Raw genomic sequence first — 23,005 nt, 5'->3', positions numbered from 1 at the left:
CGCAAGGAGATGATGACGGTGGAAAACAAACTGCTCAAAGAGCTGTATGATTACTTTTATGTCCGCCCGGAGCTTGACGAACAGGAGAACGAAGTGGAGGAGTGCCACAAAGCATTGATTGCAGCTTTGGAAAAGCCGGAACGAAAACTGGTGCTGCGGATTATCGACGCCCAAAACTATATCACAGAACAGACCTCCCTCGACAGTTTTATGGCTGGCTTTGAACTGGCGTGGAGGCTCTCAATAGAACTGCAAAATGAGGAAAACGAGCGCTCATTCTCCTATCGGACCAGGAGAACGGGCGCTCGTTGTGTATGGGATGACGAAATATAAAATGAGCCTGGGCAGCCCTCGAAAAGCTGCCCAGGCATTCTGCGTGTGGGCTTGGTTCAGCGTTCCCACAGAAGGACCGCATCCGCCACGGCCTGCTCAAATTCGGCCTGCGCCAGACCGGGGAGCTGTAAATAATCTCCCACCAAATAGTAGACCGCATCCACCTGCCGCTCCACCTGATAGGTGGCTGTCTCAAAGTCGGTCAGCAGCCCGTTGCCGATGCACAAATGTCCCTCACGGTTCGGCATCACATCCGAGCGAAGGGTACGGTCAAAATAGAGGAAAACAGCATTCCGTCCGTCCACCTCCCGGCTGAAGCCATGGAAAGAATCGTAGCTCCCGCCGTGATAGTAGAGGTCGATCACTTCATCCACCGCAAGCTCTGCCGTTACCAGACCGTCCGTATAGGATACCGGCTGTGGGACATCGGCTGCCCCCGCCAAAACAATAGAGAAGATCAGCATGACGGCCACAGCAAGCAGGACCGCCCACCGGCGCCCACGGGAAAACTTCTTCTTCACTCCCTGAAGAACACGGGCTTCCGTTTCCGACTCCTGAGAGAGCGATAGGACGGGAGCCTCCTCTTTCATTTCCGCCAAGCAGGTGCGGCATTCCTGGCATTGTACCACATGGGCTTCGATCTCTTGCTTGCTGGCCTCGCTGCACAGCCCGTCGCAGTACAGGGGCAGCAGGTCGCGGATGATATCACATTTCATCATAACCCCTCCTTGATTTTCTGTTTCGCACGATAATAAGTCACTCTGGCCCAGTTTTCAGATTTGTCGAACAATTCACCGATCTGCATATAGGGCAGTTCCGCAAAAACCCGCAGGGTAAACACCTCCCGATATGGCTCTGGCAGAGCATGGAGTCGCTGGTGGATCTGGCGAGCATTTTCCTGGATGAGCAGATCCTCTTCTACATTCTGAGGGGAGGTCATCTGCTCCAGGGCTTCGTCTCCAGCCTGCCGTTTTGCCTTTCTCAAGTAGGAAAGCCAACAGTTCTTCCCAATTTGGCACAGCCATACGGACAGACGGCATTTTCCTTGAAAAGAGGCGCTGTGTTCAATGGCACGGCAGAAGGTCTCCTGGGTCAATTCTTCCGCCAACGCTTGGTTTCCACTGAGTCCTGTCAGATAGCGGTACACTACGGGGAACTGCTCCTTGTACAGTTGGTCAAAATCCATCCACACCACCTCGCTTTCTGCCTATATGACGCGCATGAATGCGGGTTGTTACAAAATTGGTACTGCCTTTTTATTTTCTGGAGAGAACAACTCTGCCGCTCGTTTTTGAAATAGTGAATGATGAAAAGCAAATGATAGCCGCACCGCTTGGGAATAGAATGAAATCTGAGGATGTGCTGGTAGATACTTTCTTGAAGATATGCTATACTTCTAAATGAAATTTTACAGCGAAAGACCTGCCGGAAGAAAGAGGAGGACACTTCATGAAGGGCTCAGAGACGAGAATGACCTCGTTCATGGAAGGTGCAGACAAACGGTATGTGATCCCGGTTTACCAGCGGAAATATGACTGGAGGCAGGAGAACTGCCGCCAACTCTATGAGGACCTCAAGAAGGTCATACAGGCTGGCCGATCCAGCCATTTCTTCGGGAGCATTGTCTCATCGGTAGTCCCCAACGGGAGCAAAATTGAGTATCACATCATAGACGGACAGCAGCGCCTGACCACCGTCTCGCTGTTGCTCCTGGCTATCAGCAATCTGATCGCAAAGGGAAAACTGACATCCCGGGAGGCGCGGCTGGATGAGCAGATCAGCCACCGCTTTCTCATTGCACCCTGGGCCGGCGAGGACGACAAGATCAAGCTTTGTCCCGTCAAGAGTGACCGGGAGGCCCTTGCCAGATTGTTCGGCCCGGAGGAGGACTATGACCGCACCTCCAACCTGACCCTCAACTATTTGTTTTTCAGGGATATTCTGCTGAAGGAAGAGGTTGCCGTTGATGAGATGTATGCCGCCATTGGCAAGCTGGAGATCATCAGCATCACGCTGGAACCGGACGACAATGCCCAGTTGATCTTTGAAAGCCTGAACTCCACCGGCCTGGCTCTGGCGGAAGGGGATAAAATCCGCAATTACATCCTCATGGGCCTTCCGCCCAAAGAGCAGAGCAAATACTACACCGAGTACTGGGAGAAAATTGAGAAATGCACCCGGAATGATGTCAGCGCTTTTGTTCGGGACTATCTCAGTATCAAACAGCAGATGACTCCCAATGTCAACACGATCTACCAGGCGTTCAAGCGATATGTGGAGGGGATTCAGCTGCCCATTGAGGCACTGCTGGAGGACCTTTTGAAGTATGCACGGCTCTTTGAAAAGCTTCTGACTTGTAAAAGCGGGCTGGGAGAGAAACGGCTGGATAACTGCCTGTACCGCATGGCCCGCCTGGAGATCACAGTGACCCGCCCCTTCCTGATGGAGGTGTTGCGGCTGAACCAGGATGGCAAACTCTCCGTAGAAACGGTGCGGGATGTTTTCGAGATCACGGAGAACTACCTCTTCCGGCGGAACATCTGTGAAGTTCCCACCAATGCGTTGAACAAGGTGTTCTTGACGCTGAATAAGGAGATCCTGCGCTACGACAATACTGCCGATAACTATGTAGACAAATGCATCTATGCTCTGCGAGCCAAGCGGGAGAGCGGGCGCTTCCCGGATGACCGGGAATTTTCCGATGCCCTGGCGGTTAAGCAGATCTATTTGATGCGGGGCAAATACAAAGCATATCTGTTTGAGCGGTTTGAGAACTTCGGTACCGTGGAGACCAAGGATGTCTACGCCCATTTAGACGACAATGAGCACAGCATTGAGCACATCATGCCTCAGCACCTGACGCCGGCCTGGACGGAGGAGCTGGGACCCAATGCATCGGAGATCCATGCGACATGGCTGCACCGCCTGGCCAACCTGACGCTGACTGGCTACAACCCCAATCTCAGCAATAAGAGTTTCCGGGAAAAGCGGGACGAGAAGAAGGGGTATAAAGACAGCGGTTTGCGGATGAACCAGAAAATCGGGCAGAAGGATGCCTGGGGCCTGCCAGAGTTGGAGGAACGAAGCAGCGAGATGGTTGCCCGGGCTCTCCAGATCTGGCCCTGCCCGCAGACGGACTTCAAGCCGGCGGAAAAGGAGTTTGATTCTTGCACTCTGGATGATGAGGATGTGGATCTCACCGGCCGGGAGATTGTGAAATACAGCCTGCTGAATATGGAGCAGCCCGCAGCCAGTTGGACAGATATGTTTGAACATGTGGTAAAGTTCCTGCACCAGAAAGATAAGTCTGTCCTTTCAACTTTGGCGTGCAGCACGGATCAGGCGACGGACCTGGCGGGGTATGTCTCAGGTACCGGAAGTGAGCTGCGCGGTGCGCTGCAAATTGACAACACGGTTTATTTCGAGAAGAACACCAGCACAGCACTGAAACTGTCGATACTGCGGCGGCTGTTTGCCCTTTATGATGTAGACCCCATGGAGTTGGTGTTTTACCTGAAAGATCCGGACAGCGAAAAAATGGCGGAGGCCAGCCGGTTTGAACTTCGCAGGCGGTACTGGACTTATGCCCTGCCACTCATTCAGAAGCAGCATATGCACCGGGGCAGTTTCAGCAATGTCAGCTCTGGCACATCCAATACCGTGGCCGGATTCTTTGGCATCAGTGGATGCTCGGTTCAGTGTATCGCCAATTATGACGGAGCACGGATCGACTTCTATTTGGGAAGCAGCGATGCCGCATGGAATAAGGCCTCCTTTGATTTGCTGTACAGCCATAAGGACGAAATTGAGGAAGAACTGGGAGTCTCCCTGAATTGGGTACGGGCCGACCAGTATAAAGCGTCTTGGATTTCTTATGAGCTGAAAGATGTGAGTATTGTGGATGAGGGAGACTGGCTCCGTATGGCAAAGTTCCATGCGGAATGGAGTGATGCCATCTGCAATGCGGTCCTCCCATATTTGCAGAGCGAGGATGCACTGGGGCAGCGCCTTTCCGAGATTGCCGGTATCCTACGGGAGTGGACTGTAAGCCGGCCGGAAGTAAAGGAAAATCTGGCGAAGTGCAACCGTACCCTGACCCGCTTTACAACGGATAAGATGTCGGAAATCTTTCCGGACCTTCCCGGTGCTCCCAGTGGCTGGAGCACGGAGAACCATTACTTCTACGAAATCGTCAACCGGACGGGAGACAAGATACATATTCAACTGGCCCTTAGTTCAAAGAACGCAACGGAGGACTTTTGGGAAACCTGCGCCCGTGTCAGCACCTTGCCCATTGTCCGCCCCAGAAAGGACGGATGGAAGTGGTGGACGATTTTCCGCACGGAGAGCGTGTGCATCAGTGAGTCCGTTGATAAAGAGGAGATTTTTGAAAAATTGGACTTGTGCATGGAAAAGGTGCGAGCCTTTGAGGATGAACTAAAACATAGATTGGTCGAGATGTGATTCATTGCTGGAAACCACGAATCAGCGGGAAAATCGTATTTAGCAGCCTGAACTTGCCGAACCAAACATCCGTCGCAGAGATTTCTTTCTGCGGCGGATGTTTTTATATCTGCCAGTCTATCGAATAAGAGTCTTCTTGATATTTTCAAGAATTCCTTGAAGAAATTTTGCTTTCTGTTATACTGAAATAAAGTGAGTTTATGAGTTTTTCAGTCAAGTGGAGGCGGAATATGGCTGTCTGTTATAACAAACTTTGGAAACTCTTGATTGACAGAGGACTGAACAAGACGCAGCTTTGCAAGGAAGCGAACATTACTACCAATGCCATGGCCCGCCTCGGACGGAATGAGGATGTTCGTGTCGATGTTCTCGTAAAGATATGTACGGTGCTGAATTGTACGGTAGATGATATTCTGGAGATTATTCCAGAGAGCGATTTACAGAAAAGGGGGTCCCAGGGATGAGTCCTGTTTTACCCAAGAAAAGCATGACAGAGGAGGATATTAAGCTCCAGTACATCACGCCCGCTGTGACCTCCAAGTGGAGCATCGGGAAGATCACCATGGAGACACAGATCACCGACGGCAAGATCAACCTCAAGGGGAACTTTGTCTTCCGTGAAAAGCCGAAAAGGGCTGATTATCTGCTATATCTGAGCGCCAACAACCCCATTGCGGTGATTGAGGCGAAAGACAACAACCACAGTATTTCTCATGGCCTTCAGCAAGCGATGGAGTATGCCAAAATGCTGGATCTGCCGTTTGCGTTCAGCTCCAACGGAGACGGGTTTGCCGAGCATGATTTTCTTACGGGGAAAGAGCGTGAGTTTGGCCTTAACGAATTTCCTACAGAAGCGGAGCTCATTGCACGCTATAAAAAAGAATCCGGCCTGACAAATGCCCAGGAAATTGCAATCGACCAGCCGTACTATACCAGCCAGAATACCTATCCGCCCCGGTATTACCAGCGGATCGCCATCAACCGTACAATAGATGCCATCGCCCGCGGCCAGCAGCGGTTGCTGCTGGTCATGGCCACCGGTACTGGAAAAACCTATACCGCATTTCAAATCGTCTACCGCTTGCTGAAAAGTGGAATGAAGCGAAAGGTGCTCTATCTGGCAGACCGCAATATTTTGGTGGATCAATCCATCCTGCAGGACTTTGCTCCATTGGAAAAGACGATCCATAAAATCAATGTGGCAAAGGATGATCCGAGCACCATTACCTCCCACGAAGTGTATTTCTCTCTGTATCAGCAACTTGTAGGGGATGACGATAAGGAACATTTTAGTGAACTGTTCCAGCCGGATTTCTTTGATCTGATCATTGTGGATGAGTGTCACAGAGGCTCGGCTAAGGAGGAAAGCCGCTGGCGCAGGATTCTGGAATATTTCCAGTCTGCCACCCAGATCGGTATGACGGCCACCCCCAAGGAAACCAAGTATATTTCCAATCTGCACTATTTCGGGGAGCCAGTCTATACATACAGCTTGAAGGAAGGCATTGAGGATGGATTCCTTGCGCCCTTCAAGGTGATCAATGTCATGACGGACATTGGCGATGGCTGGCGTCCCCGAAAGGGACAGCGGGACATCTACGGCAATGAGATCCCGGATCGGATTTATACCAACAGCGACTACGACTATAACATTATCATTGAAGACCGCATTCAGCAGGTGGCTGCCGAAATCACGCGCTACCTGAAAAGCACCGATCGTATGGCCAAGACGATCGTGTTCTGCGCAACGGAAGATGCCGCTGAGCGAATGAGGGTGGCGCTGGTCAATTTGAATGCGGACATGGTCAAGCAGAACCCTGATTATGTGGTGCGAATTACCGGCAGCGATGAGTATGGCAAAAAGAAACTGAGTTATTTTATCTCAGTGTCTGCCCAATATCCGGTTATTGCAACTACTTCTAAATTGCTCTCTACTGGGGCCGACTGTAAGATGACAAAGTTGATTGTTCTGGATGAGATGATTGGCTCTATGACTGAGTTTAAGCAGATCATCGGGCGCGGCACCCGCCTGCGGGAGCAAGATGGAAAGACCCATTTTGTTGTGATGGATTTCCGCAATGTAACGCGGCTGTTCGCCGACCCGGAGTGGGACGGCCCCATTGAGATGGACCCTGGCTTTGGTACAGGAGGTACGAAACCGGCGACTCCGCCTGACGGTGCAGGAGATCCCCCTGGTGGTGACCCTCCGCCGCAAAGTCCCAAGCCCATCGTAGATCGCAACGGCTGCAAGGTGGAGATTATCCATAAGACGGTCTCCGTCTACGACGCCAATGGGAAACTTCTTCGACAGGAGAGCGTTGTGGACTACACCAAGGAGAATATCCGTGGAGAGTATGCGTCTCTGGACAACTTCATCCGCCAGTGGAGTGCCCAAGAAAAAAAGGAGCAGATTCGGGATCTGCTCCGGGAGCGGGGCATTGATTTGGAACTGCTGAAAGCGGATCAGGGGATGGTCGATGTGGATGACTTTGACTTCATCTGTCATGTGGCCTTTGACAAAAAGCCTCTGACCCGGAAGGAGCGGGCCAACAATGTCAAAAAGCGGGACTTTTTCAGCAAGTACAGCGGCGTTGCCCGTGAGGTGCTGGAAGCACTGCTGGACAAGTACATGAACACAGGTATCTATGAAATCGAGAAAACGGAGATTTTGAAGCTTGATCCGTTCCTGAAACTGGGAAAACCTGCAAAGATAGCCGGATATTTTGGCGGCAAACAGGGGTATTTGAAGGCAGTTCAGGAGTTGGAGCAGGCAATCTATATGGACGAGGTCATATAAATGCAGAAAATGACATCATGGCATGTTGGTGTGGCGGCCGAGGCGTTTGCTGCGGCACAATTTGCGAGGTTTCGATACGATGTGTCCGTTCAATATGGAGCCAACCAGCCGGAGTATGATCTGATTGCCGCCTCCGGAGAGAAAATGCTGAAAATCTCGGTGAAAGGCAGCCAGGACGGCGGATGGGGTTTAACCCAGAACTATAAAAAAGGCTATGACTATCATGAGGCCATCCAAAAGTGGCTGGACGGCCATCACAAAAAGACCATTTTCTGTCTGGTTCAATTTCAGGGAACCGCAGAAAATGAAATGCCCCGGATGTATTTGGCCTCTCCCGCTGAGATTGCGGAAGTGATGACTGCTTCTGCCGGAGGGCGGGGTGAAACCATTCTGTATGAATATCATAAATGGGGACCGCGCGCGGCTGGTAGCGGCACCATAGACCGTATTCCCGAGGAATGGAAGTTCACAGAGGAACGGGCGCAATATATGTTTGAAACTTATGGACGGTAGAGAGGGAACACCACAATGAGCAACTTATCTGGATTTGTAAAGCGGCTGCGGGACATTATGCGCAATGACGCGGGCATCAACGGTGATGCCCAGCGCATTGAGCAGATTGCCTGGATGCTGTTCTTGAAAGTATATGACGCCAAGGAACAGGACTGGGAGTGGGATGAGGAGGACTATCAGTCCATCATCCCGGAACCATGCCGCTGGGCTAACTGGGCCCATGACGATAAATCCGGCAATGCCATGACCGGCGACAACCTGTTGGACTTTGTCAATAACACCCTCTTTCCTGTCCTTAAGGGAAAAGATGTGAAGGACTCCAACGGGACAATTCTGGTGGAAGGCATCGAGGTGGATGCGGACACGCCCATCCGAAAAGCCATCGTTCAGACCACCTTTGCCGATGCCAATCAGTACATGAAGGACGGCGTTCTGTTGCGGCAGGTCCTGAATGTGATCGACGAGTTGGATTTCAGCGACTACGAGGAGAGCCACGCCTTTGGTGAGATCTATGAGACCATTCTAAAGGAACTGCAAAGCGCCGGTTCTGCCGGTGAGTTCTACACCCCCCGAGCGGTCACCGACTTTATGGCCCAGATGATTCGTCCGCAGATTGGAGAGCAGATGGCCGACTTTGCCTGCGGCACCGGAGGTTTTCTTATCAGTTGGCTGAAAGAACTGCAAAAGCAGGTAAAGAGCACTACCGACGCCAAAAAGTACGGCGGCTCCATCTACGGCATCGAGAAGAAGCAGTTCCCTTATATGCTTTGTATCACCAATCTGCTGCTCCATGGCTTGGATGTGCCCAGAGTGTACCACGACAATGCCCTGCTCCGGGATGTGCTGGACTACACCCAGCGGGACCAGTTTGATGTGGTGCTGATGAATCCTCCCTATGGCGGCAGCGAAAAAGCTGAGGTAAAAAATCACTTTCCTGCGGATCTGGCCAGCAGTGAGACGGCGGACCTTTTCATGTCGGTCATTATGTACCGCCTGAAAGAGAATGGCCGGGCGGCAGTGATCCTGCCGGACGGGTTCCTCTTCGGTACCGATAACGCCAAGGTGAATATCAAGAAGAAGCTGCTCTCTGAGTTCAATCTGCACACGGTGATCCGTATGCCCGGCAGCGTATTCTCGCCGTATACCTCCATCACCACCAACATTCTGTTCTTTGACCGAACCGGCCCCACCCAGGAGACCTGGTTCTACCGGCTGGATATGTCGGAGGGGTACAAGCACTTCTCCAAAACAAAGCCTATGCTGCTGGATCACTTTGCTCCGGTGGTAGAGTGGTGGAACAACCGGCAAGAGATCACCGAGGACGGCTTTGACAAGGCGAAGAAGTTCACCGCCCAGCAGCTCACAGAGGAGCTGGGCTATAACCTGGACCAGTGTGGCTATCCCCATGAGGAGGAAGAAATCCTGGCCCCCATGGATTTGATCCATCGGTATGAGGAGCAGCGATCCTCCCTCAATGCGGAAATCGACCGGGTGCTGGCTAAGATCACCAACCTGCTGGGAGGGAACGCTGAATGACCCCACAGGAACTGAAAAACAGCATTTTGCAGTTGGCTATCCAGGGCAAGCTGGTGGAGCAGCGCCACGAAGAAGGGACAGCGGAGGCACTTTTTACCCGGATTCAGCAGGAAAAACAGCGGCTGATTGCTGAGAAGAAGATCAAAAAGGAAAAGCCCCTGCCCGAAATCACCGAGGATGAAAAGCCCTTTGACATTCCAGAGAGTTGGAAATGGGTGAGGGTTCAGAAAATTGTCTGCTTAAATCCGAAAAATGATTTATCGGATGAACTTGAAGTTTCTTTTATCCCTATGGCATTGGTGGATGATGGTTATCGTAACAACCATTCCTTTGAGATTAAAAAATGGGGTGACATCAAAAAAGGATTCACTCATTTTGCGGATGGAGATATTGGCATTGCCAAAATAACGCCTTGTTTCCAAAATAGAAAATCCGTCGTTTTTCGCAATCTGAAAAACGGCTGTGGTGCAGGTACAACTGAACTATCCATTGTTCGGGTTGTAAATGATTTGCTATCACGAGATTTTTTGCTATGGTTTTTTAAGTCTGCCTATTTTATTGAAAATGGAGTGAAATCTTTTACTGGAACAGCAGGACAGCAGAGAATACACAAAGATTATCTCTCTATGTGTTGTTTTCCCCTCCCACCCCTTGCTGAGCAAAAGCGGATTATTGCTAAAATCGAGGAACTGCTGCCCTATATTGATCGCTACGAGCAGGCATGGAGCAAGCTGGAGCAGTTTAACAGCCGCTTCCCGGAGGATATGAAAAAATCCCTCTTGCAGTACGCCATTCAGGGCAAGCTGGTGGAACAGCGCCCCGAAGAAGGTACGGCAGAGGAACTCTTTGCCGAGATTCAGCAGGAAAAGCAGCGGCTGATTGCCGAGAAGAAAATCAAAAAGGAAAAGCCCCTGCCCGAAATCACCGAGGACGAAAAGCCCTTTGATATTCCGGAGAGCTGGAAGTGGGTAAGGCTGCAACAAATTGGCGAATTAAGTCGAGGACGATCTCAAAAACGGCCAAGAAATGATCCGAATTTGTTTATAAATGGGACATTTCCATTTATTCAAACTGGAGATGTTGCCAGAGCTAATGGTCATATTTTTTGTTGGTCAACTATGTACAATCAAGAAGGTGTTGCGCAAAGTAGAATCTGGCCATCGGGTACAGTTTGCCTTACTATTGCAGCAAATATCGGTGATGTTGCAATTTTAGACTTTGACTCTTGCTTTCCGGATAGTGTAGTGGGGTTTAATGCCTATAAGCCTATTATGTCGAATGAGTTTTTTATGTACGGACTAATGTGCTATAAAACGATTCTTGATAAACTGTCTCGTTCAACAGCACAAAAAAATATTAATATAGAAATATTGTCTCAAATAGCATTTCCCCTCCCACCCCTTGCCGAGCAAAAACGCATTGTAGAAAAGCTGGAACAGCTGCTGCCGCTATGTGAGCGGTTGAAGTGAGGCGTTACGATGGAAAATCAAGAAAAAGAATACGAACAGGATGAATGGAAAATTGCATTACATACGGCAATCCTTACTGCAATGACAGGGAATCCAGTTGAAAAGGCTCATGCTTATGCAGAAATCGGATATTATTATCAATGTTGTGCGCCTGCCTCATTGTACAAATATTATAGTGATACACCCGAAAAGGTCAATGCTGTTAAAAAGAATAAAATGTGGTACTCCGCACCATGTAATTTCAACGATGTGTTTGACTGTGACATTTCTATTGATGATAAAAAAGTTTTTGACGAAGCATTAAAATTGTTTCCAGACAATCGAGGAATCCGTCCAGGGAGCAATGCGTGGAAAAATTTTCGGGCAACGATGAATCAGCAGCTTCGAGAACTGCGAGCCCAATTTAATGAATTGAGAGACACAACTGGAGTTTCCTGTCTTAGTGAATCGGAAAACTCTTTGCTGATGTGGGCGCATTATGCAAATAATCACCGAGGGATTTGTGTGGAGTATGATCTATTGGCAATAAATAATATGCTAAAATTTACAGCAGTTCCGGTAATATATTCTGGAAAAAGAACATGTTTTGATTTTCTTAATCCACAAAGTATTGAAAACGACACAATGAAACTTTTTATTCAAAGCCTCACTTCAAAATCACCTGAGTGGGGCTACGAACAAGAGTGGAGAATTATCCGAAATCAAAAAGCTTGTGGTGATCAATGGAATGCAGACAAAAAAGGAGCATTGCTTGATATGATCCCACCAAGCTCCATCATTCTCGGATGTGCGGCACAACCAGAATTTGAGCGGGAAGTAACAGATTATTGCTCTACTAACAGAATCGACCTCTATAAAATGGAAAAAGACCCTATTACTTATTGTCTAAATAAAAAAGTTGTTTCGAAGTTTGGTGAAGAATATTAGGTCAATGCAACTACATTGTAGAAAAGCTGGTACGAGCACTGCTGCTATATGAACGGTTAAAGTGAAGGCAATTATTAGAAAGCAGTACATCTTCAAATCACAAAAGAACCTCAGAATAGGAGTGCATATAATGAGCTATAAAACCGTAATTTTATTCAACCATAAAGGTGGCGTGAGTAAGACCCTAACAACATTTAATTTAGCATGGATGCTCACAATGAAAGAGAAAAAAGTTCTCATAGTGGATGCTGATCCACAGTGCAATATGTCTGCTCTTTTCTTGGGCGATGATTTCGATGATTACTACACCAGAGAAGAAACCAAAAATATGAATGTCAAGGATGCACTTCGCGTAGCGTTTGAAAGCCGACCTGAGCCCATAAAAGAGATTGAATGCTTTCCGTCATCCAATAATACTAATCTATTCTTGCTTCCTGGTCATATGGATTTATCTGAGTTTGAGCCATCATTGAGTTTGGCTATGAATAGCAACAATGCAATGACTGCCTTACAAAACCTCCCAGGCGCATTGTCTCAACTGACCAAGCTGTGTGCAGAAAAATATGGGGTGGATTATGTTTTCATTGATGGCACCGCATCCAATGCACGCTTCTCTGTTACCAGCGGATTAACTGGGCTTGAAATGCTTGAAACAGCTTGAAATACGCTCATTTTCATGATAATTTATTACCCTTAAAAATCCGCGCCATTGCCAAGACCACATATTTGCCCACAGACAGCAAGAATCGCCGCACCGGGAGGTTTCCCATCCCGATGCGGCGATTCTTTTCAGCTTGCCCTGGCTTCCGCTTTCAACCGTTCCTTTTGGGCCGCCATCTCCGCTCTTGCTGTGGCGATCAGCTCAGCCAGCTTTGCCTCACATTCCTCCTCGGTCCTTGCGGAGACGCAGCGGTATTTCTTTGTGCCGTCCGGCATGACCATCCTGTACCGGCCCTCCCAGCGGTTTTCGCTCCGCTGCATCAGACAGCCTGTGTTATTTTTTCGCCGTTTGTCCTTTGCGGGCTGGAAGTCCGTCATCGTTTTTTGCGGCACGGCCTGTTGAATGGACTGCGGCTCTGCCTTGCCGATGCCTCTGTCGATGGTGACCGCGGCTTTCTGCTTCATCTCATCGGTGACATGGGAGTACACATTCAGCGTGGTTGCCGAGGATACATGACCGATGACGGTGGACAGGGTCTTGATATCCATTCCGTGCTTCAAAGCATTGGTGGCAAAGACGTGCCGAAGGTCATGAAACCGGACATGCTTACAATCAGCGTTCCGCAGTATCTTCTGCAATTTGTGACTGATATTTCCTGGACTCATGGGCTGGTCGTCTATTTTGGGAGATGGGAACAGCCAGCGGGAATCCACGGTTTTCCTGTATTCTTTTAGTGCGTCCAGGACAGGGGGAGGCAGGATCACCGTGCGAACGGCCGCTTTCGTCTTTGGCTCTGAGACCACCAGACCGTCCTTCGTGCGGGTCACTTGTTTGTTGACGCGAAGCTCTCCTGTGGTGAAGTTCAGGTCCTCCCACTGGAGTGCCATCAGCTCTCCCAAACGCAGGCCCGTGGCAAGCTCCAGCAGGAACACTTCGTAATAGCCCTCGTACTTCGCTTGGATCAATAACCGCTGCATCTCTTCGCGGGACAGCACCTGCATCTCCTTTCTCTGCACAGAAGGGAACTTACAGCCTGCGGCGGGATTCTGTGGGATCAGCCCCTCTTTGACCGCCTGCTCCAAGGCGCGGGAACAGAAGCTATGGCAGCCGCGCACCTGGCTGTCGGAAAGACCGCCGTTTCCATCCCCCTGTTCCAGACGAGCTTCTGTTTTCAACCATGTGTAGAGCTGCTGAAGGTCGTTGGCAGTCAGCTTGTTCAGCGGGATATGGCCCAGCTTCGGTTTGACATACAGCCGGATGATCCCCTCGTAGTACCGCTGGGTACTGGGACGGATGGCAGATTTGCTGTGAGTCTCGTACCAATGCTCTGCCCACGCACCGAAGGGCATATCCGCTTTGACCTTTGCGGGGGTAGGCGGTGTAATGGTGTTCTTCAGCGCGTTCAGCTTTTCCTCGCACTCCGTCTTGGTCTTGGCAAGGACATTTTTGGTTTTTGGGAGGCCTTTGTCATCGTAGCCGATGACCACCCGGCCTTCCCACCGCCCATCCTTTCTCAGGCGGACGGTGCCATCCCCGCTTTTGCGCTTTCTTCCCATGGCTTCAACTCCTCTCCGAAGATGTCTGTCATAAATTTGCCCACGATCTCCGCAGCACGCTTCTGCATATCGCCGGTGGTGTGGGCATAGGTGTCGAGAGTGAATGCAGTCCTTGTATGTCCCAGAATGCCGGACAGGGTTTTGATATCGACCCCGCTGGCAAGGGCGTGGGTGGCGAAGGTATGACGCAGATCATGAAATCTGATGCTGGGCAAACCCGCCTGTTTCAGCAGAGTTTTCAAGCGATTATATGCCGTGCCGGGATCAGTGGGTCGTTCCGGTCTGATAGGGTCTGGGAATATCCATTCGGTCAGAGCCTTCTCTTTCCGTTCCTTGAGAAGTTCTATCACGCTGGGGGGCAGAACGATATTGCGCGTTCCCGCGTAGGTCTTTGTGTCGCCTGTGATCAGACCGGTCGCTTTTTCACGGCGGACGGTGCGTCTGATGCGCAATGTACCATCTACCTCATCGAAGTCATCCCACATGAGACCGCAGAGCTCGCCCCGGCGTAGGCCGGTCATCAACTCCGTGTAGAAGAAATCGTGCCAGACATCATCTTCTTTGATAGCGTCCATGAAGATGTCCAACTGTTCATCGGTCAGGATGCGTTTCGGTGTCTGCGAGAATTTGGGAGGCATAGCATCCTCGGTGGGGTTCCGTATGATGAGGCGAGCCTGTTTTGCCGCGTCAAGCGCTTCGTGCAGCATGCCGTGGATGCCGCGCACTGTGTTGTTGGACAGCCCTTCGCCGCTGTTTAGGTTTCCGCACGTCAGCAGTCTGTCATAGAATTTTTGAATGTCCTTTGGCGTGATCTGCGAGATGACCTTTTGCCCAAGCTGCGGCTTGATATGATTTTTGATCGTTCCGCGGTAACGGTTCAGCGTGTTGGGGCGAATGGTCCCGGCGACATCCTCCAGCCATAGCTCCAGCCATTCAACCAGGGTCATGCTGCTTTGCTCACTCAAGTCCGCACCCTGATAGGCGGTAATGTGTTTGCGGAGCTTTGCCGTCAGTTCCTTCTGCGTGTCCGCGTAGACGTAGCGGAAGATGGAGTCGCCGTTTTCCTTGTGGCCTACCACAATGCGGCCTTCCCAGCGGCCATCGTCACGTTTGCGTACCATGCCATCACCGGACGGTCTTCGTTTCGCCATTTGGTTTCACCTCCGAAGGTTTTATCATTGATTAGGCATCGCATCTCCTGCGCTGCCTGTTCATCACTTTACCTGCGGAAACTTGTGCGGCTCTGCCACGCACTGGTAGAGAATCGCTCCGCATCTGCCGCAGATGTAAAGTCTCAGACGGTTTCCCATCCAGCCATGCTTCTTGAAAGTGACCAGGGCTTCATCGTGCTGCCAGCCGACCCGGATATCTTCGCCGCCGCAGTAGCGGCACTGCTTCACTGGGATCTGATGATTCATGTTCATATCTCCTTCCGTGCTTTTTGTCAGCAAACACAATTACCACACTTCTGCGAGAATAGCTATCCCAAACCAGAAACTTTTCGCAACTATTTTGAGTTGTTTCTGCCTGAAGGTAACGCTGTTCCACCCCGTTTCATTCGTTATCCAAACATTCTTGAAACGCGGCATGATGTCATCAATGGGGCATGAAGAACCCTTTGTTTTGTAAGCGTTGGAGCCTGTGGTAATGCCAAATGTGGCAACCGTTGGCAAAAAATGATGTCATGGTCATAATCAACAAATCGTGAGGAAAACCCCCACAACCCCGCTGTTTTTCGGCACTCCCGACCCGCGTTGCGGGGCGGTGTGAACGGCGGTGATGTCACCGCTTTATCCCGCACCTTTTTCGACCGCCCTTGAAGGTACGAAAACGAGCGTGATCGTGCAAATCGCCGAAGGGTAACAACCCTCCTAAGCGGGGCGCAAATTCGCCTTGTTGGTCCACGCCTGTCCCCGCCCGGCACGCCGCACACAGCGGCCTGTGCGGGGCAAAGGCGGGGCGTTTGGGAGGGGGTGCTATCACTACCCTCGGCTCGTGCCGCGAGTCGTCGAACTACCCGGGGGCGGGTGTCAGAATGGTTTATTTTCCGCTTTATGCGCTGCTCTGTCCATCGCACGCCGGGAGGAACTCAACGCCCAGCTTTTCAGCTTTTGCGTTGGCTTTCTGCTGTGCGGTGACGAGTTCCAGTTCTGCCAGCCGCCGTTCGTGATGACGGTCGAGCGCATTCTGCATCGGCAGGATGTGATACCGCAGACAGCCGTTGCGCTTGCGTCCGTCCCTGGTCACGATCTCCGTGCGCTCCGTGCGGATGAGGCCGCGCTCCTCCAGCGTGCGCACATACTTCGCCACCGTGTTGACCGAGATGCCCAGCGCACCCGCGATGGTGGGATAGCTGACGATGCACTGGTACGTGCGCCGGTCTTCGGTGCGGATGAGGTAGGCGTAGATGTGGAACTCATACTTGTTCAGTTGCAGTTCGAAGATGGCGTTTGGGAGCAGGAAGAAATTCTTCTGTTTCATGTTCTGCTCATACTGAGAGGTCAGCATCATGTCACCCCCTTCGTATGCGTGGCGATCCACTTACGCAGTTCTTCCTTCGGGACGACGATCCATTTGCCGATGCGCAGAGAGGGAAAGCCATCCTCCTGGACGAGCTCATACGCGCTGGAGTCTGAGACACCCAGCAGGTCGGCCAGCTGCTTCACATTCAGAAGCAGCGGCAGCTCGTCGTAGTTTGTGAACACAGATTTTTTATTTTGAATTCCTCCTTGGTTAGATTGGGGGATACATGATCTCCCACTTGTATAGGGGAAGATATCCCGCTTTTATTAACCCACAATTTTTCTGTCTGCACTAAATTCAGAGGGATGCATAAATTTAGCTTCTTCGTTTCGTTCAATTTGACAACTGTTTTTTCATTGATTAGGCATCGCAGCGGGTGCTTGGAGGCAGAGACGATCTCCATGGTGCGCTCTAAGATTCTTGCTGAATCTTTTCCTCTGTTTTGCAATTCATCTTTTGTGTTCAATATAATTGTAACGGACTTGCAGCTTCTTTTTTATGGCCTCGTAGGTCGGGTTTTTAGCGATTTTCCCGACCTACCAGTCCGGGTTCAGAAAAAAGACAGACTCGGCTGACATCGTCAACTGAGTCTGGTGTTCTTGTTATGCTGCCGCGTTTTGGATACTGCGCCCCAATACGACAAGAGCACTCTCTTTCAACATGCGACTTCGTTGAATAGGGAGTGCTCTTATTCATACATATTCAGTTCTTGACGGAGTGCTCAATCTCGGCTGTGAGCTGCATCAGCGAGAGTCCTCGTAGTAGTTGTCGTATAGGGATTTTAGCAGTTTGCTCATACGCCTGCATCCTGACAGCAAGACACAATAGCACACGAGAATAGAAATTGCTACTATTTTATTCACCGTGGGAGCAAGTAGTCAAGTTTACTTTCGTTCAGCAGTCTCTTTCGTTCCTGCCACTGTGGCATATATTGATTCAGAATTGAGACAAATTCTGGTCCGTGGTTTTTTACCCTCAGATGCGCCAGTTCATGCAAAATCACATATTCGAGACACTCTACCGGTTTCTTCGCGAGCTGTAGATTCAGCCAGACTTTTCGGGTGCTTGTATTGCAAGTGCCCCATTTGGTGGTCATGTATTTGCTTTGCCACCCGCTGCAATAAAGTCCGGTGATCTTTTCCCATTTTGGGAGATGCTTTGTGACCTCGTTCTTCAGCTGCTCACGGTACCACTCGTTGACATAGGCCTCGCGTTGCTTTGCCGTACTTTCCTTACGAACTGTGAGAATCGCTTTGTCTCCCGAGAGTACAAGCGCATTTCCTTTGTAGCTATGCTCTACCTGCAAAAAATACTGCCTGCCCCAAACATATAGTGTTTCTCCGGACACATACTGTCGTTCACTTTGACGCGGCTGCTGTTGGAATTTCTCCTGCTGTTTTTTGATCCAGCCGAGTTTTGTCCGAACAAACATCGTGATTGCTTCATTGGTTAGCGTCACTGGTGCGGATACACGAACCCTGCCGTCCGGCGGAAGCACAGAGAGATGCATATTCTTAATGTTTTTTCTGATAACTTCCACAGGAATATTGGAAATAACTATCTGCATCAGTACTCCTCTTGTTCTACAACGATTTGGTAAATCCGCTTAACTTCATCGTCATCATTCAAAAGTTGATATAGCGCCCGCTTGATTTTGTTTGCCTTAACCGGATTGTTGCGGAAGCCGTCGAGCCGCGCTTTGACGATTGCCTTATGCAGCTTCAAAGCCGTTGCCTCGTCTTCTCCGCAATTATCATAGAGCGCCCGCAGCGCGCCGTTGGAACGAATGCTCTCGGGATACTTGGTGTTTTCCTCGGGCTTGGCGACATTTTTCGCCAGTTCCATGTACATATCCAGTAACTGTCCGTAGGCGATCACACCGCGGCGACGGTCGAGAATCAGCTGTTCCAGAATGGCCGACATCTTTGCGTAATATGCCGGGTTGATGACCATTCTCTCAACAACCTTTTTGCGGATATTGTTCTCAATCGTTTCTGCTGCGCTTTCCTGTTCGCCTTTTTGCTCGCTCTCCAGCTTATCCTCCTGCGTGATGATAAAATCAAGCAGGGTGAAGTCGTCCATACTGCCGATCTTCTGCGATTCGCTGGCCGAAATGTAGTTGTCAATCAGATACCGCATCCCTGGCTCATAGGCTTTCAGGTCTATAAAATCGCCACTGGCTCTGCCAATCGTGTCACGCAAGCCCACGTAGAACGCAACCTTATCATCCAATGCATTTTGCTCAGATGCTGTATACCCCAAATCCATCATGCGGGGTTTCAGCTCCGCAAAAGCGCGAATCAAACGCCCAACAAGCTTGTAAAGTTTCTCTCGGATACGGGCAAAGGCTTCATCTTGGTCTTCATCGCGGCCACTTTCGCCACAGAAGTAGTGGATATAGTCAAGTTCTTCTCTGGGCAATTCAACGCCCTCGCAAAGTTCGTCCAACTCTTCCAGCGTGTCAACAAAATACTTTTTGGCTTCCGTAGCTCTATCCTTTAAAAGCCCATCTACATCCTCCGCATCGTAACTTTCAAAGGCGCCGGCAGTATACTTATTCATTGCGTCTGCCAAGTCGCCGAACAGTTCCTTATAATCCACGATATAGCCAAAGTCTTTGCTCTCACCATCCAAACGGTTTACACGGCAAATCGCTTGGAACAGACCATGGTCGTGCATCGCCTTGTCAATGTAGAGGTAGGTGCAACTGGGAGCATCAAACCCGGTAAGCAGCTTGTCCACCACAATCAGCAGCTTCATGTTTGCAGGCTCATCCACAAACTTGCGTTTTGCTTCCGTTTCAAAAGCCTCTACTTTTTTAGCGATCTGCGCCTTGTCCTCCAACGGATCAACACCAATCATTTTCAGATATGTGCTGTATTTTTCAAATGTTTCGGTTTCTTCCTCGTCACTGACAGTATCCGTCCTCAAATCCCCGGCTTGCGGTGTATAGGAGGAAATAATCGCGCATTTCCGGAAAGCTTTGCTTTGAAAGATTTCATAGTATCGGCACGCCGAATACACAGAACCGGCAACAAGGATAGCATTTCCGTTCCCATCCATCAGCCTTGCCTTGGTAGCAAAATCGAAGATGATATCGTTGGCAATCTGCTCTAACCGGGAGCGGGAGGAGAAAATCTTCTGCAAATTACCCCAATAAGCTTTGAGCTTGGCTTTTGCTCTGGGGGCCAGACCAACGGTTTTCGCTTCAAACCATGCATCGATCCTGTCCTGCGAGGTAATTCCCTGCGGCACATCTCTGGCCTCATAGCGCAGATCCAGAACAACGCCGTCCCGAACGCCCTCATTGAACTTATAAGTATGGATGTATCCGCCAAAGGTTTCCAGACTTGTCTTTTTATCCTTTTTCAAAAGCGGTGTGCCTGTGAAACCGATAAAGATGGCATTGGGAAGGATTGCTTTCATAGCCTCGTGGAGCTTACCGGACTGAGTGCGGTGACATTCATCCACAAAAACTACGATATCGCCCTTTGCGGAAAAATCCTTGGGCAGCGAGTTTTTCAGATCCTCAATATATTTCTCATAATCAGTTTCCGAGCTGTCGCTGCCGCGTTTTCCAAATTTATGTACCAGAGAGCACAAAAGCCGGTCATCGAAAGCATTCAGACGCTCAAGAAGATCCTTGCCGCTCTTGGTGCGGATGATATTCTCATCAACGCCCTTATAGTTCTTTTCAATCTGCTCGTCCAATTCTTCGCGGTCGGTAACAACCAACACACGCGCATTGGGGTTGTTTGCCAGAATCCACTTGGAGAACCAGACCATGGTCAGGCTCTTGCCGCTTCCTTGGGTATGCCAGACAATGCCGCCTCTGTGCTTGTCCATCAACCGATGCTGCGCTCGTTTGATGGCATAATACTGATTATAGCGGCAGACCTTTTTGATCCCCTTATCGAAGATCACAAAGTTGTGGATCAAATCAAGGAAACGCTTTTTGTAAAACAGCGCAAAAATCTGCTTCTCCAGCTTGCCGGGGATGCCTTCGCAGTATTCTTCAACCTCAATGTCCACAATATCGCGTTCCGGCTGATGTTCGGAGAACCCGTCATCCTTCCATTCCAGATAGTGCTTTTCCGGGGTAAGCAGCGTGCCATAACGCAAGCCTTCGCTGTCGTTACCGGCCATGCAAAACTGAATGGTCGTAAAGAAATCTTCGATGAAATTCGCTTTCTGATTGGTCAGATTCTGGCGGATGCCGTTGGACACGGACACGCTGCTCTTTTTCAGTTCAATCACGGCAAGAGCAATGCCGTTGACATAGAGAACGATATCCGGGCGCTTGGTGTTGTTGCTGACAACGGTGACTTCCTCTGCGATATAGAAGTCATTTTTGCTGACATCCTCAAAGTCAATAAAATATACCGTCTTGGGGGACTGCTCCACGGACTCCTTTACCTTGGCTCCATATTTCAGCAGGCTGTAAACTTCCTTGTTGACATGGTACAGCCCCTGCTGCAGATTGGTGGAGGTTTTTACCAAGGCGTCCACGGCGTTACTCGCCAGTTTTTCGGAATAGCCCTGTTTCAGCAGCCAGGCATGCAGCCGCTCCTGCATGATGTTGCGGTTCTCGCTGTCATGCAGGTTGCCCAGATATGTATAGTGCAGCTTGTCCCGGAAGAACTTGACTACGCGGTTTTGAGTTTTGCGCTCGCTGTCGCCAATGTTGGGCATGGAGGCACCTCCTATGTGCTATTATCTCGCAAAATTATTATCGATAAATTGTTCGATATTATTCTGGAGGGAAGCAAAATTCTCTTTAGCGAAAAGATACTCACTGAAGTCTCTGATTAGAGTCTCTTCGTCAACCCGTTCTGTGGCAAGTTTTTTCAGAATCAACTCATACAGAGCTTTGCCGCTTATGTCTTGCATTACGTAGGCATTGCTGCGGCATCCTTTTACTATTTCATCAAAAAAAGTAAGCGTAAAATATCTGTTCCCAAAGTATGCGATAAAGTTGGTATCTTTATCTACAAGGATCTTCTGATAAAGGTACTTTTCCAAACTTTTGATTGGCAAAAACAGCTTTTTCAGAGATTTATACTCACTATGTTTGTTGACTTCTTTCTTGACATCTCCGTCAATGATGGAAAAAGTAAACTTATCTCTACCGAGTATGTTCTGCTCGCAGAAATTCTTTTGAAGCTCAAGGGTATTGTTCCAACCGCCAGCAGGGAGAACATTCATCAATAGATTGTTTTTTGTCCGATAATCAGCAATTAATCTACGCACCATCAATTCAGCTACCTTGTCTTCGACCAAGATAGTACAATCATATCCATCATGGTTGTAGAGGCTTCTAATTGCATATTGCGGATAACAAGGAGAAATGATTTTGGCTGCGCCGGAATCATTTTTCATATAATAGATGTTACGCGGGTTAAGCCTTCTGATTAGTTCGGACGAGTGAGACGAAAACAAGACCGTAAGATCCTTTGTGGAAATCATTTCTTGGAGGTATTCCATAAGACGATCTATGGCACTCGGGTGAAGTGCCAATTCCACTTCGTCAATAAATGCAAACAATTTGTTGGAAAGGACTTTGTGCTTGTGGCGAATGATTTCAGGCTTTAAGGCCGAAGAATTTATAAAGTTCAAGAGCGAAATAAGCATACATTCGCCAGAACTCATTTTATATTTACTTATGTATTTTCCAGAGCTTAGTTTCAGAAAATACGGCATATTGCCCAGCTTGTATTCACGCGCAACATCCATATTTTTTAGTTTGTAAAGATCTTTGTAATGACCTTTTTCTCCATGTAGAATATAACTAAGTGTATCTTTGAGTTCAGTAGTGGCCGGGACAAGCTTTTCAACAAATTCAGCATCATTCGTCAAATCATCGAGGTTTTTCATATCCTCGAATCTTGTTCCTGTAAAAACACTACCTTCATAAATGCCATAAAACTGAATACTCAGATCTGACGGAACCAGTTTTTTGGTTGCAGAATCATATGACCAAACTGTTTCCTTATCAGCGCATTTCAGCGTTATGCTTGAATCTTCGCACAATTCAGCTTCTCCCAGTTTTCTTAGAGTCTGCCTATACACAACAGATGCAACCGCCGACATAACCGTGCTTTTTCCAACTGCATTTTCGCCGACAAGAGCATAAATCCCTTTATCAAAAGCAAAAGTATACTCAAAATGATTGATATTTTTTATCTTCTCAATCCCTAAATATAAATCTAAAGGCATTCTATCTCTC

Annotated in this window: 19 protein-coding genes; 9 read left to right on the top strand and 10 right to left on the bottom strand. The window is 49.3% G+C overall.

Annotated features, from left to right (window positions below):
• The first annotated feature begins 12 nt into the window (after positions 1–12).
• Entirely contained in the window at positions 13–333 is a 321-nt protein-coding gene (locus tag H8790_RS03775; RefSeq protein ID WP_318646869.1) for a DUF6809 family protein, read from the top strand.
• A gap of 56 nt (positions 334–389) precedes the next feature.
• On the opposite strand, the gene H8790_RS03770 is transcribed toward H8790_RS03775, so the two are convergent.
• Both H8790_RS03770 and H8790_RS03765 read right to left on the bottom strand, forming a co-directional pair.
• A complete protein-coding gene (locus H8790_RS03770; protein WP_187333628.1) occupies positions 390–1,052 on the bottom strand; it encodes an anti-sigma factor family protein in 663 nt (220 codons plus the stop codon).
• Positions 1,049–1,519: an RNA polymerase sigma factor gene (locus tag H8790_RS03765; RefSeq protein ID WP_187333627.1), complete on the bottom strand. Its 471-nt coding sequence runs from the start codon at positions 1,517–1,519 to the stop codon at positions 1,049–1,051. The genes H8790_RS03770 and H8790_RS03765 overlap by 4 nt, the downstream gene beginning before the upstream one ends.
• Before the next feature lie 263 nt (positions 1,520–1,782).
• On the opposite strand from H8790_RS03765, the gene H8790_RS03760 reads away from it, so the two are divergent.
• From H8790_RS03760 to H8790_RS03725, 8 genes are all read left to right on the top strand, one after another.
• On the top strand, positions 1,783–4,797 hold the full coding sequence (locus H8790_RS03760; RefSeq protein ID WP_187333626.1) for a DUF4268 domain-containing protein: 3,015 nt from the start codon (positions 1,783–1,785) through the stop codon (positions 4,795–4,797).
• A gap of 200 nt (positions 4,798–4,997) precedes the next feature.
• Positions 4,998–5,261, top strand: a complete 264-nt coding sequence (locus H8790_RS03755) for a helix-turn-helix domain-containing protein (RefSeq protein WP_318646862.1) — start codon at positions 4,998–5,000, stop codon at positions 5,259–5,261.
• Complete coding sequence (hsdR, locus tag H8790_RS03750; protein ID WP_187333624.1) at positions 5,258–7,594, top strand: EcoAI/FtnUII family type I restriction enzme subunit R; 2,337 nt, start codon at positions 5,258–5,260, stop codon at positions 7,592–7,594. Before H8790_RS03755 ends, hsdR begins: the two co-directional genes overlap by 4 nt.
• On the top strand, positions 7,595–8,107 hold the full coding sequence (locus tag H8790_RS03745) for a hypothetical protein (RefSeq protein ID WP_207724196.1): 513 nt from the start codon (positions 7,595–7,597) through the stop codon (positions 8,105–8,107).
• A 15-nt stretch (positions 8,108–8,122) separates the two neighbouring features.
• Positions 8,123–9,643, top strand: coding sequence for a class I SAM-dependent DNA methyltransferase (locus H8790_RS03740; RefSeq protein ID WP_187333623.1), 1,521 nt, complete (start codon positions 8,123–8,125; stop codon positions 9,641–9,643).
• On the top strand, positions 9,640–11,112 hold the full coding sequence (locus H8790_RS03735) for a restriction endonuclease subunit S (protein WP_187333622.1): 1,473 nt from the start codon (positions 9,640–9,642) through the stop codon (positions 11,110–11,112). The genes H8790_RS03740 and H8790_RS03735 overlap by 4 nt, the downstream gene beginning before the upstream one ends.
• A gap of 9 nt (positions 11,113–11,121) precedes the next feature.
• Positions 11,122–12,039, top strand: a complete 918-nt coding sequence (locus tag H8790_RS03730; RefSeq protein WP_187333621.1) for a DUF2971 domain-containing protein — start codon at positions 11,122–11,124, stop codon at positions 12,037–12,039.
• Between the two features lie 130 nt (positions 12,040–12,169).
• Positions 12,170–12,700: a ParA family protein gene (locus H8790_RS03725; protein WP_187333620.1), complete on the top strand. Its 531-nt coding sequence runs from the start codon at positions 12,170–12,172 to the stop codon at positions 12,698–12,700.
• 128 nt (positions 12,701–12,828) lie between these two features.
• Here H8790_RS03725 and H8790_RS03720 read toward each other — a convergent pair whose 3' ends face one another.
• The 8 genes from H8790_RS03720 to H8790_RS03685 all read right to left on the bottom strand — a co-directional run bounded on the left by H8790_RS03720 (position 12,829) and on the right by H8790_RS03685 (position 22,995).
• Positions 12,829–14,256, bottom strand: a complete 1,428-nt coding sequence (locus tag H8790_RS03720) for a tyrosine-type recombinase/integrase (RefSeq protein ID WP_187333619.1) — start codon at positions 14,254–14,256, stop codon at positions 12,829–12,831.
• Positions 14,214–15,407 (bottom strand): tyrosine-type recombinase/integrase, encoded by a 1,194-nt coding sequence (locus H8790_RS03715; protein WP_187333618.1) that lies wholly within the window; start codon positions 15,405–15,407, stop codon positions 14,214–14,216. The genes H8790_RS03720 and H8790_RS03715 overlap by 43 nt, the downstream gene beginning before the upstream one ends.
• Positions 15,408–15,470: 63 nt before the next feature.
• Positions 15,471–15,674: a hypothetical protein gene (locus tag H8790_RS03710; protein WP_187333617.1), complete on the bottom strand. Its 204-nt coding sequence runs from the start codon at positions 15,672–15,674 to the stop codon at positions 15,471–15,473.
• Between the two features lie 634 nt (positions 15,675–16,308).
• Complete coding sequence (locus H8790_RS03705; protein WP_243208559.1) at positions 16,309–16,767, bottom strand: helix-turn-helix domain-containing protein; 459 nt, start codon at positions 16,765–16,767, stop codon at positions 16,309–16,311.
• Positions 16,764–16,961, bottom strand: coding sequence for a helix-turn-helix domain-containing protein (locus H8790_RS03700; protein WP_243208558.1), 198 nt, complete (start codon positions 16,959–16,961; stop codon positions 16,764–16,766). Before H8790_RS03700 ends, H8790_RS03705 begins: the two co-directional genes overlap by 4 nt.
• Before the next feature lie 677 nt (positions 16,962–17,638).
• A complete protein-coding gene (locus H8790_RS03695; RefSeq protein WP_187333616.1) occupies positions 17,639–18,346 on the bottom strand; it encodes a M48 family metallopeptidase in 708 nt (235 codons plus the stop codon).
• The gene (locus H8790_RS03690; protein ID WP_187333615.1) at positions 18,346–21,471 is read right to left on the bottom strand and encodes a type I restriction endonuclease subunit R; all 3,126 of its coding nucleotides are present in this window, start codon (positions 21,469–21,471) and stop codon (positions 18,346–18,348) included. Before H8790_RS03690 ends, H8790_RS03695 begins: the two co-directional genes overlap by 1 nt.
• A gap of 21 nt (positions 21,472–21,492) precedes the next feature.
• Positions 21,493–22,995, bottom strand: a complete 1,503-nt coding sequence (locus H8790_RS03685) for an ATP-dependent nuclease (protein WP_187333614.1) — start codon at positions 22,993–22,995, stop codon at positions 21,493–21,495.
• Between the last annotated feature and the right edge of the window lie 10 nt (positions 22,996–23,005).

It is taken from the genome of Oscillibacter hominis (assembly GCF_014334055.1).
Classification (GTDB): Bacteria; Bacillota; Clostridia; order Oscillospirales; family Oscillospiraceae; genus Oscillibacter; species Oscillibacter hominis.
This window is presented reverse-complemented; position numbering and strand designations above follow the sequence as displayed.

What these genes read in the sequence shown, in the direction of transcription:
- H8790_RS03735 (WP_187333622.1), top strand. Translation starts at nt 9,640, where the DNA reads ATGACCCCACAGGAACTGAAAAACAGCATTTTGCAGTTGGCTATCCAG.
- H8790_RS03705 (WP_243208559.1), bottom strand. Translation starts at nt 16,767, where the DNA reads ATGATGCTGACCTCTCAGTATGAGCAGAACATGAAACAGAAGAATTTC.
- H8790_RS03685 (WP_187333614.1), bottom strand. Translation starts at nt 22,995, where the DNA reads ATGCCTTTAGATTTATATTTAGGGATTGAGAAGATAAAAAATATCAAT.
- H8790_RS03760 (WP_187333626.1), top strand. Translation starts at nt 1,783, where the DNA reads ATGAAGGGCTCAGAGACGAGAATGACCTCGTTCATGGAAGGTGCAGAC.
- H8790_RS03765 (WP_187333627.1), bottom strand. Translation starts at nt 1,519, where the DNA reads ATGGATTTTGACCAACTGTACAAGGAGCAGTTCCCCGTAGTGTACCGC.
- H8790_RS03710 (WP_187333617.1), bottom strand. Translation starts at nt 15,674, where the DNA reads ATGAATCATCAGATCCCAGTGAAGCAGTGCCGCTACTGCGGCGGCGAA.
- H8790_RS03715 (WP_187333618.1), bottom strand. Translation starts at nt 15,407, where the DNA reads ATGGCGAAACGAAGACCGTCCGGTGATGGCATGGTACGCAAACGTGAC.
- H8790_RS03740 (WP_187333623.1), top strand. Translation starts at nt 8,123, where the DNA reads ATGAGCAACTTATCTGGATTTGTAAAGCGGCTGCGGGACATTATGCGC.
- H8790_RS03730 (WP_187333621.1), top strand. Translation starts at nt 11,122, where the DNA reads ATGGAAAATCAAGAAAAAGAATACGAACAGGATGAATGGAAAATTGCA.
- H8790_RS03745 (WP_207724196.1), top strand. Translation starts at nt 7,595, where the DNA reads ATGCAGAAAATGACATCATGGCATGTTGGTGTGGCGGCCGAGGCGTTT.
- H8790_RS03775 (WP_318646869.1), top strand. Translation starts at nt 13, where the DNA reads ATGACGGTGGAAAACAAACTGCTCAAAGAGCTGTATGATTACTTTTAT.
- H8790_RS03695 (WP_187333616.1), bottom strand. Translation starts at nt 18,346, where the DNA reads ATGCAGATAGTTATTTCCAATATTCCTGTGGAAGTTATCAGAAAAAAC.
- H8790_RS03755 (WP_318646862.1), top strand. Translation starts at nt 4,998, where the DNA reads ATGAGTTTTTCAGTCAAGTGGAGGCGGAATATGGCTGTCTGTTATAAC.
- H8790_RS03690 (WP_187333615.1), bottom strand. Translation starts at nt 21,471, where the DNA reads ATGCCCAACATTGGCGACAGCGAGCGCAAAACTCAAAACCGCGTAGTC.
- H8790_RS03720 (WP_187333619.1), bottom strand. Translation starts at nt 14,256, where the DNA reads ATGGGAAGAAAGCGCAAAAGCGGGGATGGCACCGTCCGCCTGAGAAAG.
- H8790_RS03725 (WP_187333620.1), top strand. Translation starts at nt 12,170, where the DNA reads ATGAGCTATAAAACCGTAATTTTATTCAACCATAAAGGTGGCGTGAGT.
- hsdR (WP_187333624.1), top strand. Translation starts at nt 5,258, where the DNA reads ATGAGTCCTGTTTTACCCAAGAAAAGCATGACAGAGGAGGATATTAAG.
- H8790_RS03770 (WP_187333628.1), bottom strand. Translation starts at nt 1,052, where the DNA reads ATGATGAAATGTGATATCATCCGCGACCTGCTGCCCCTGTACTGCGAC.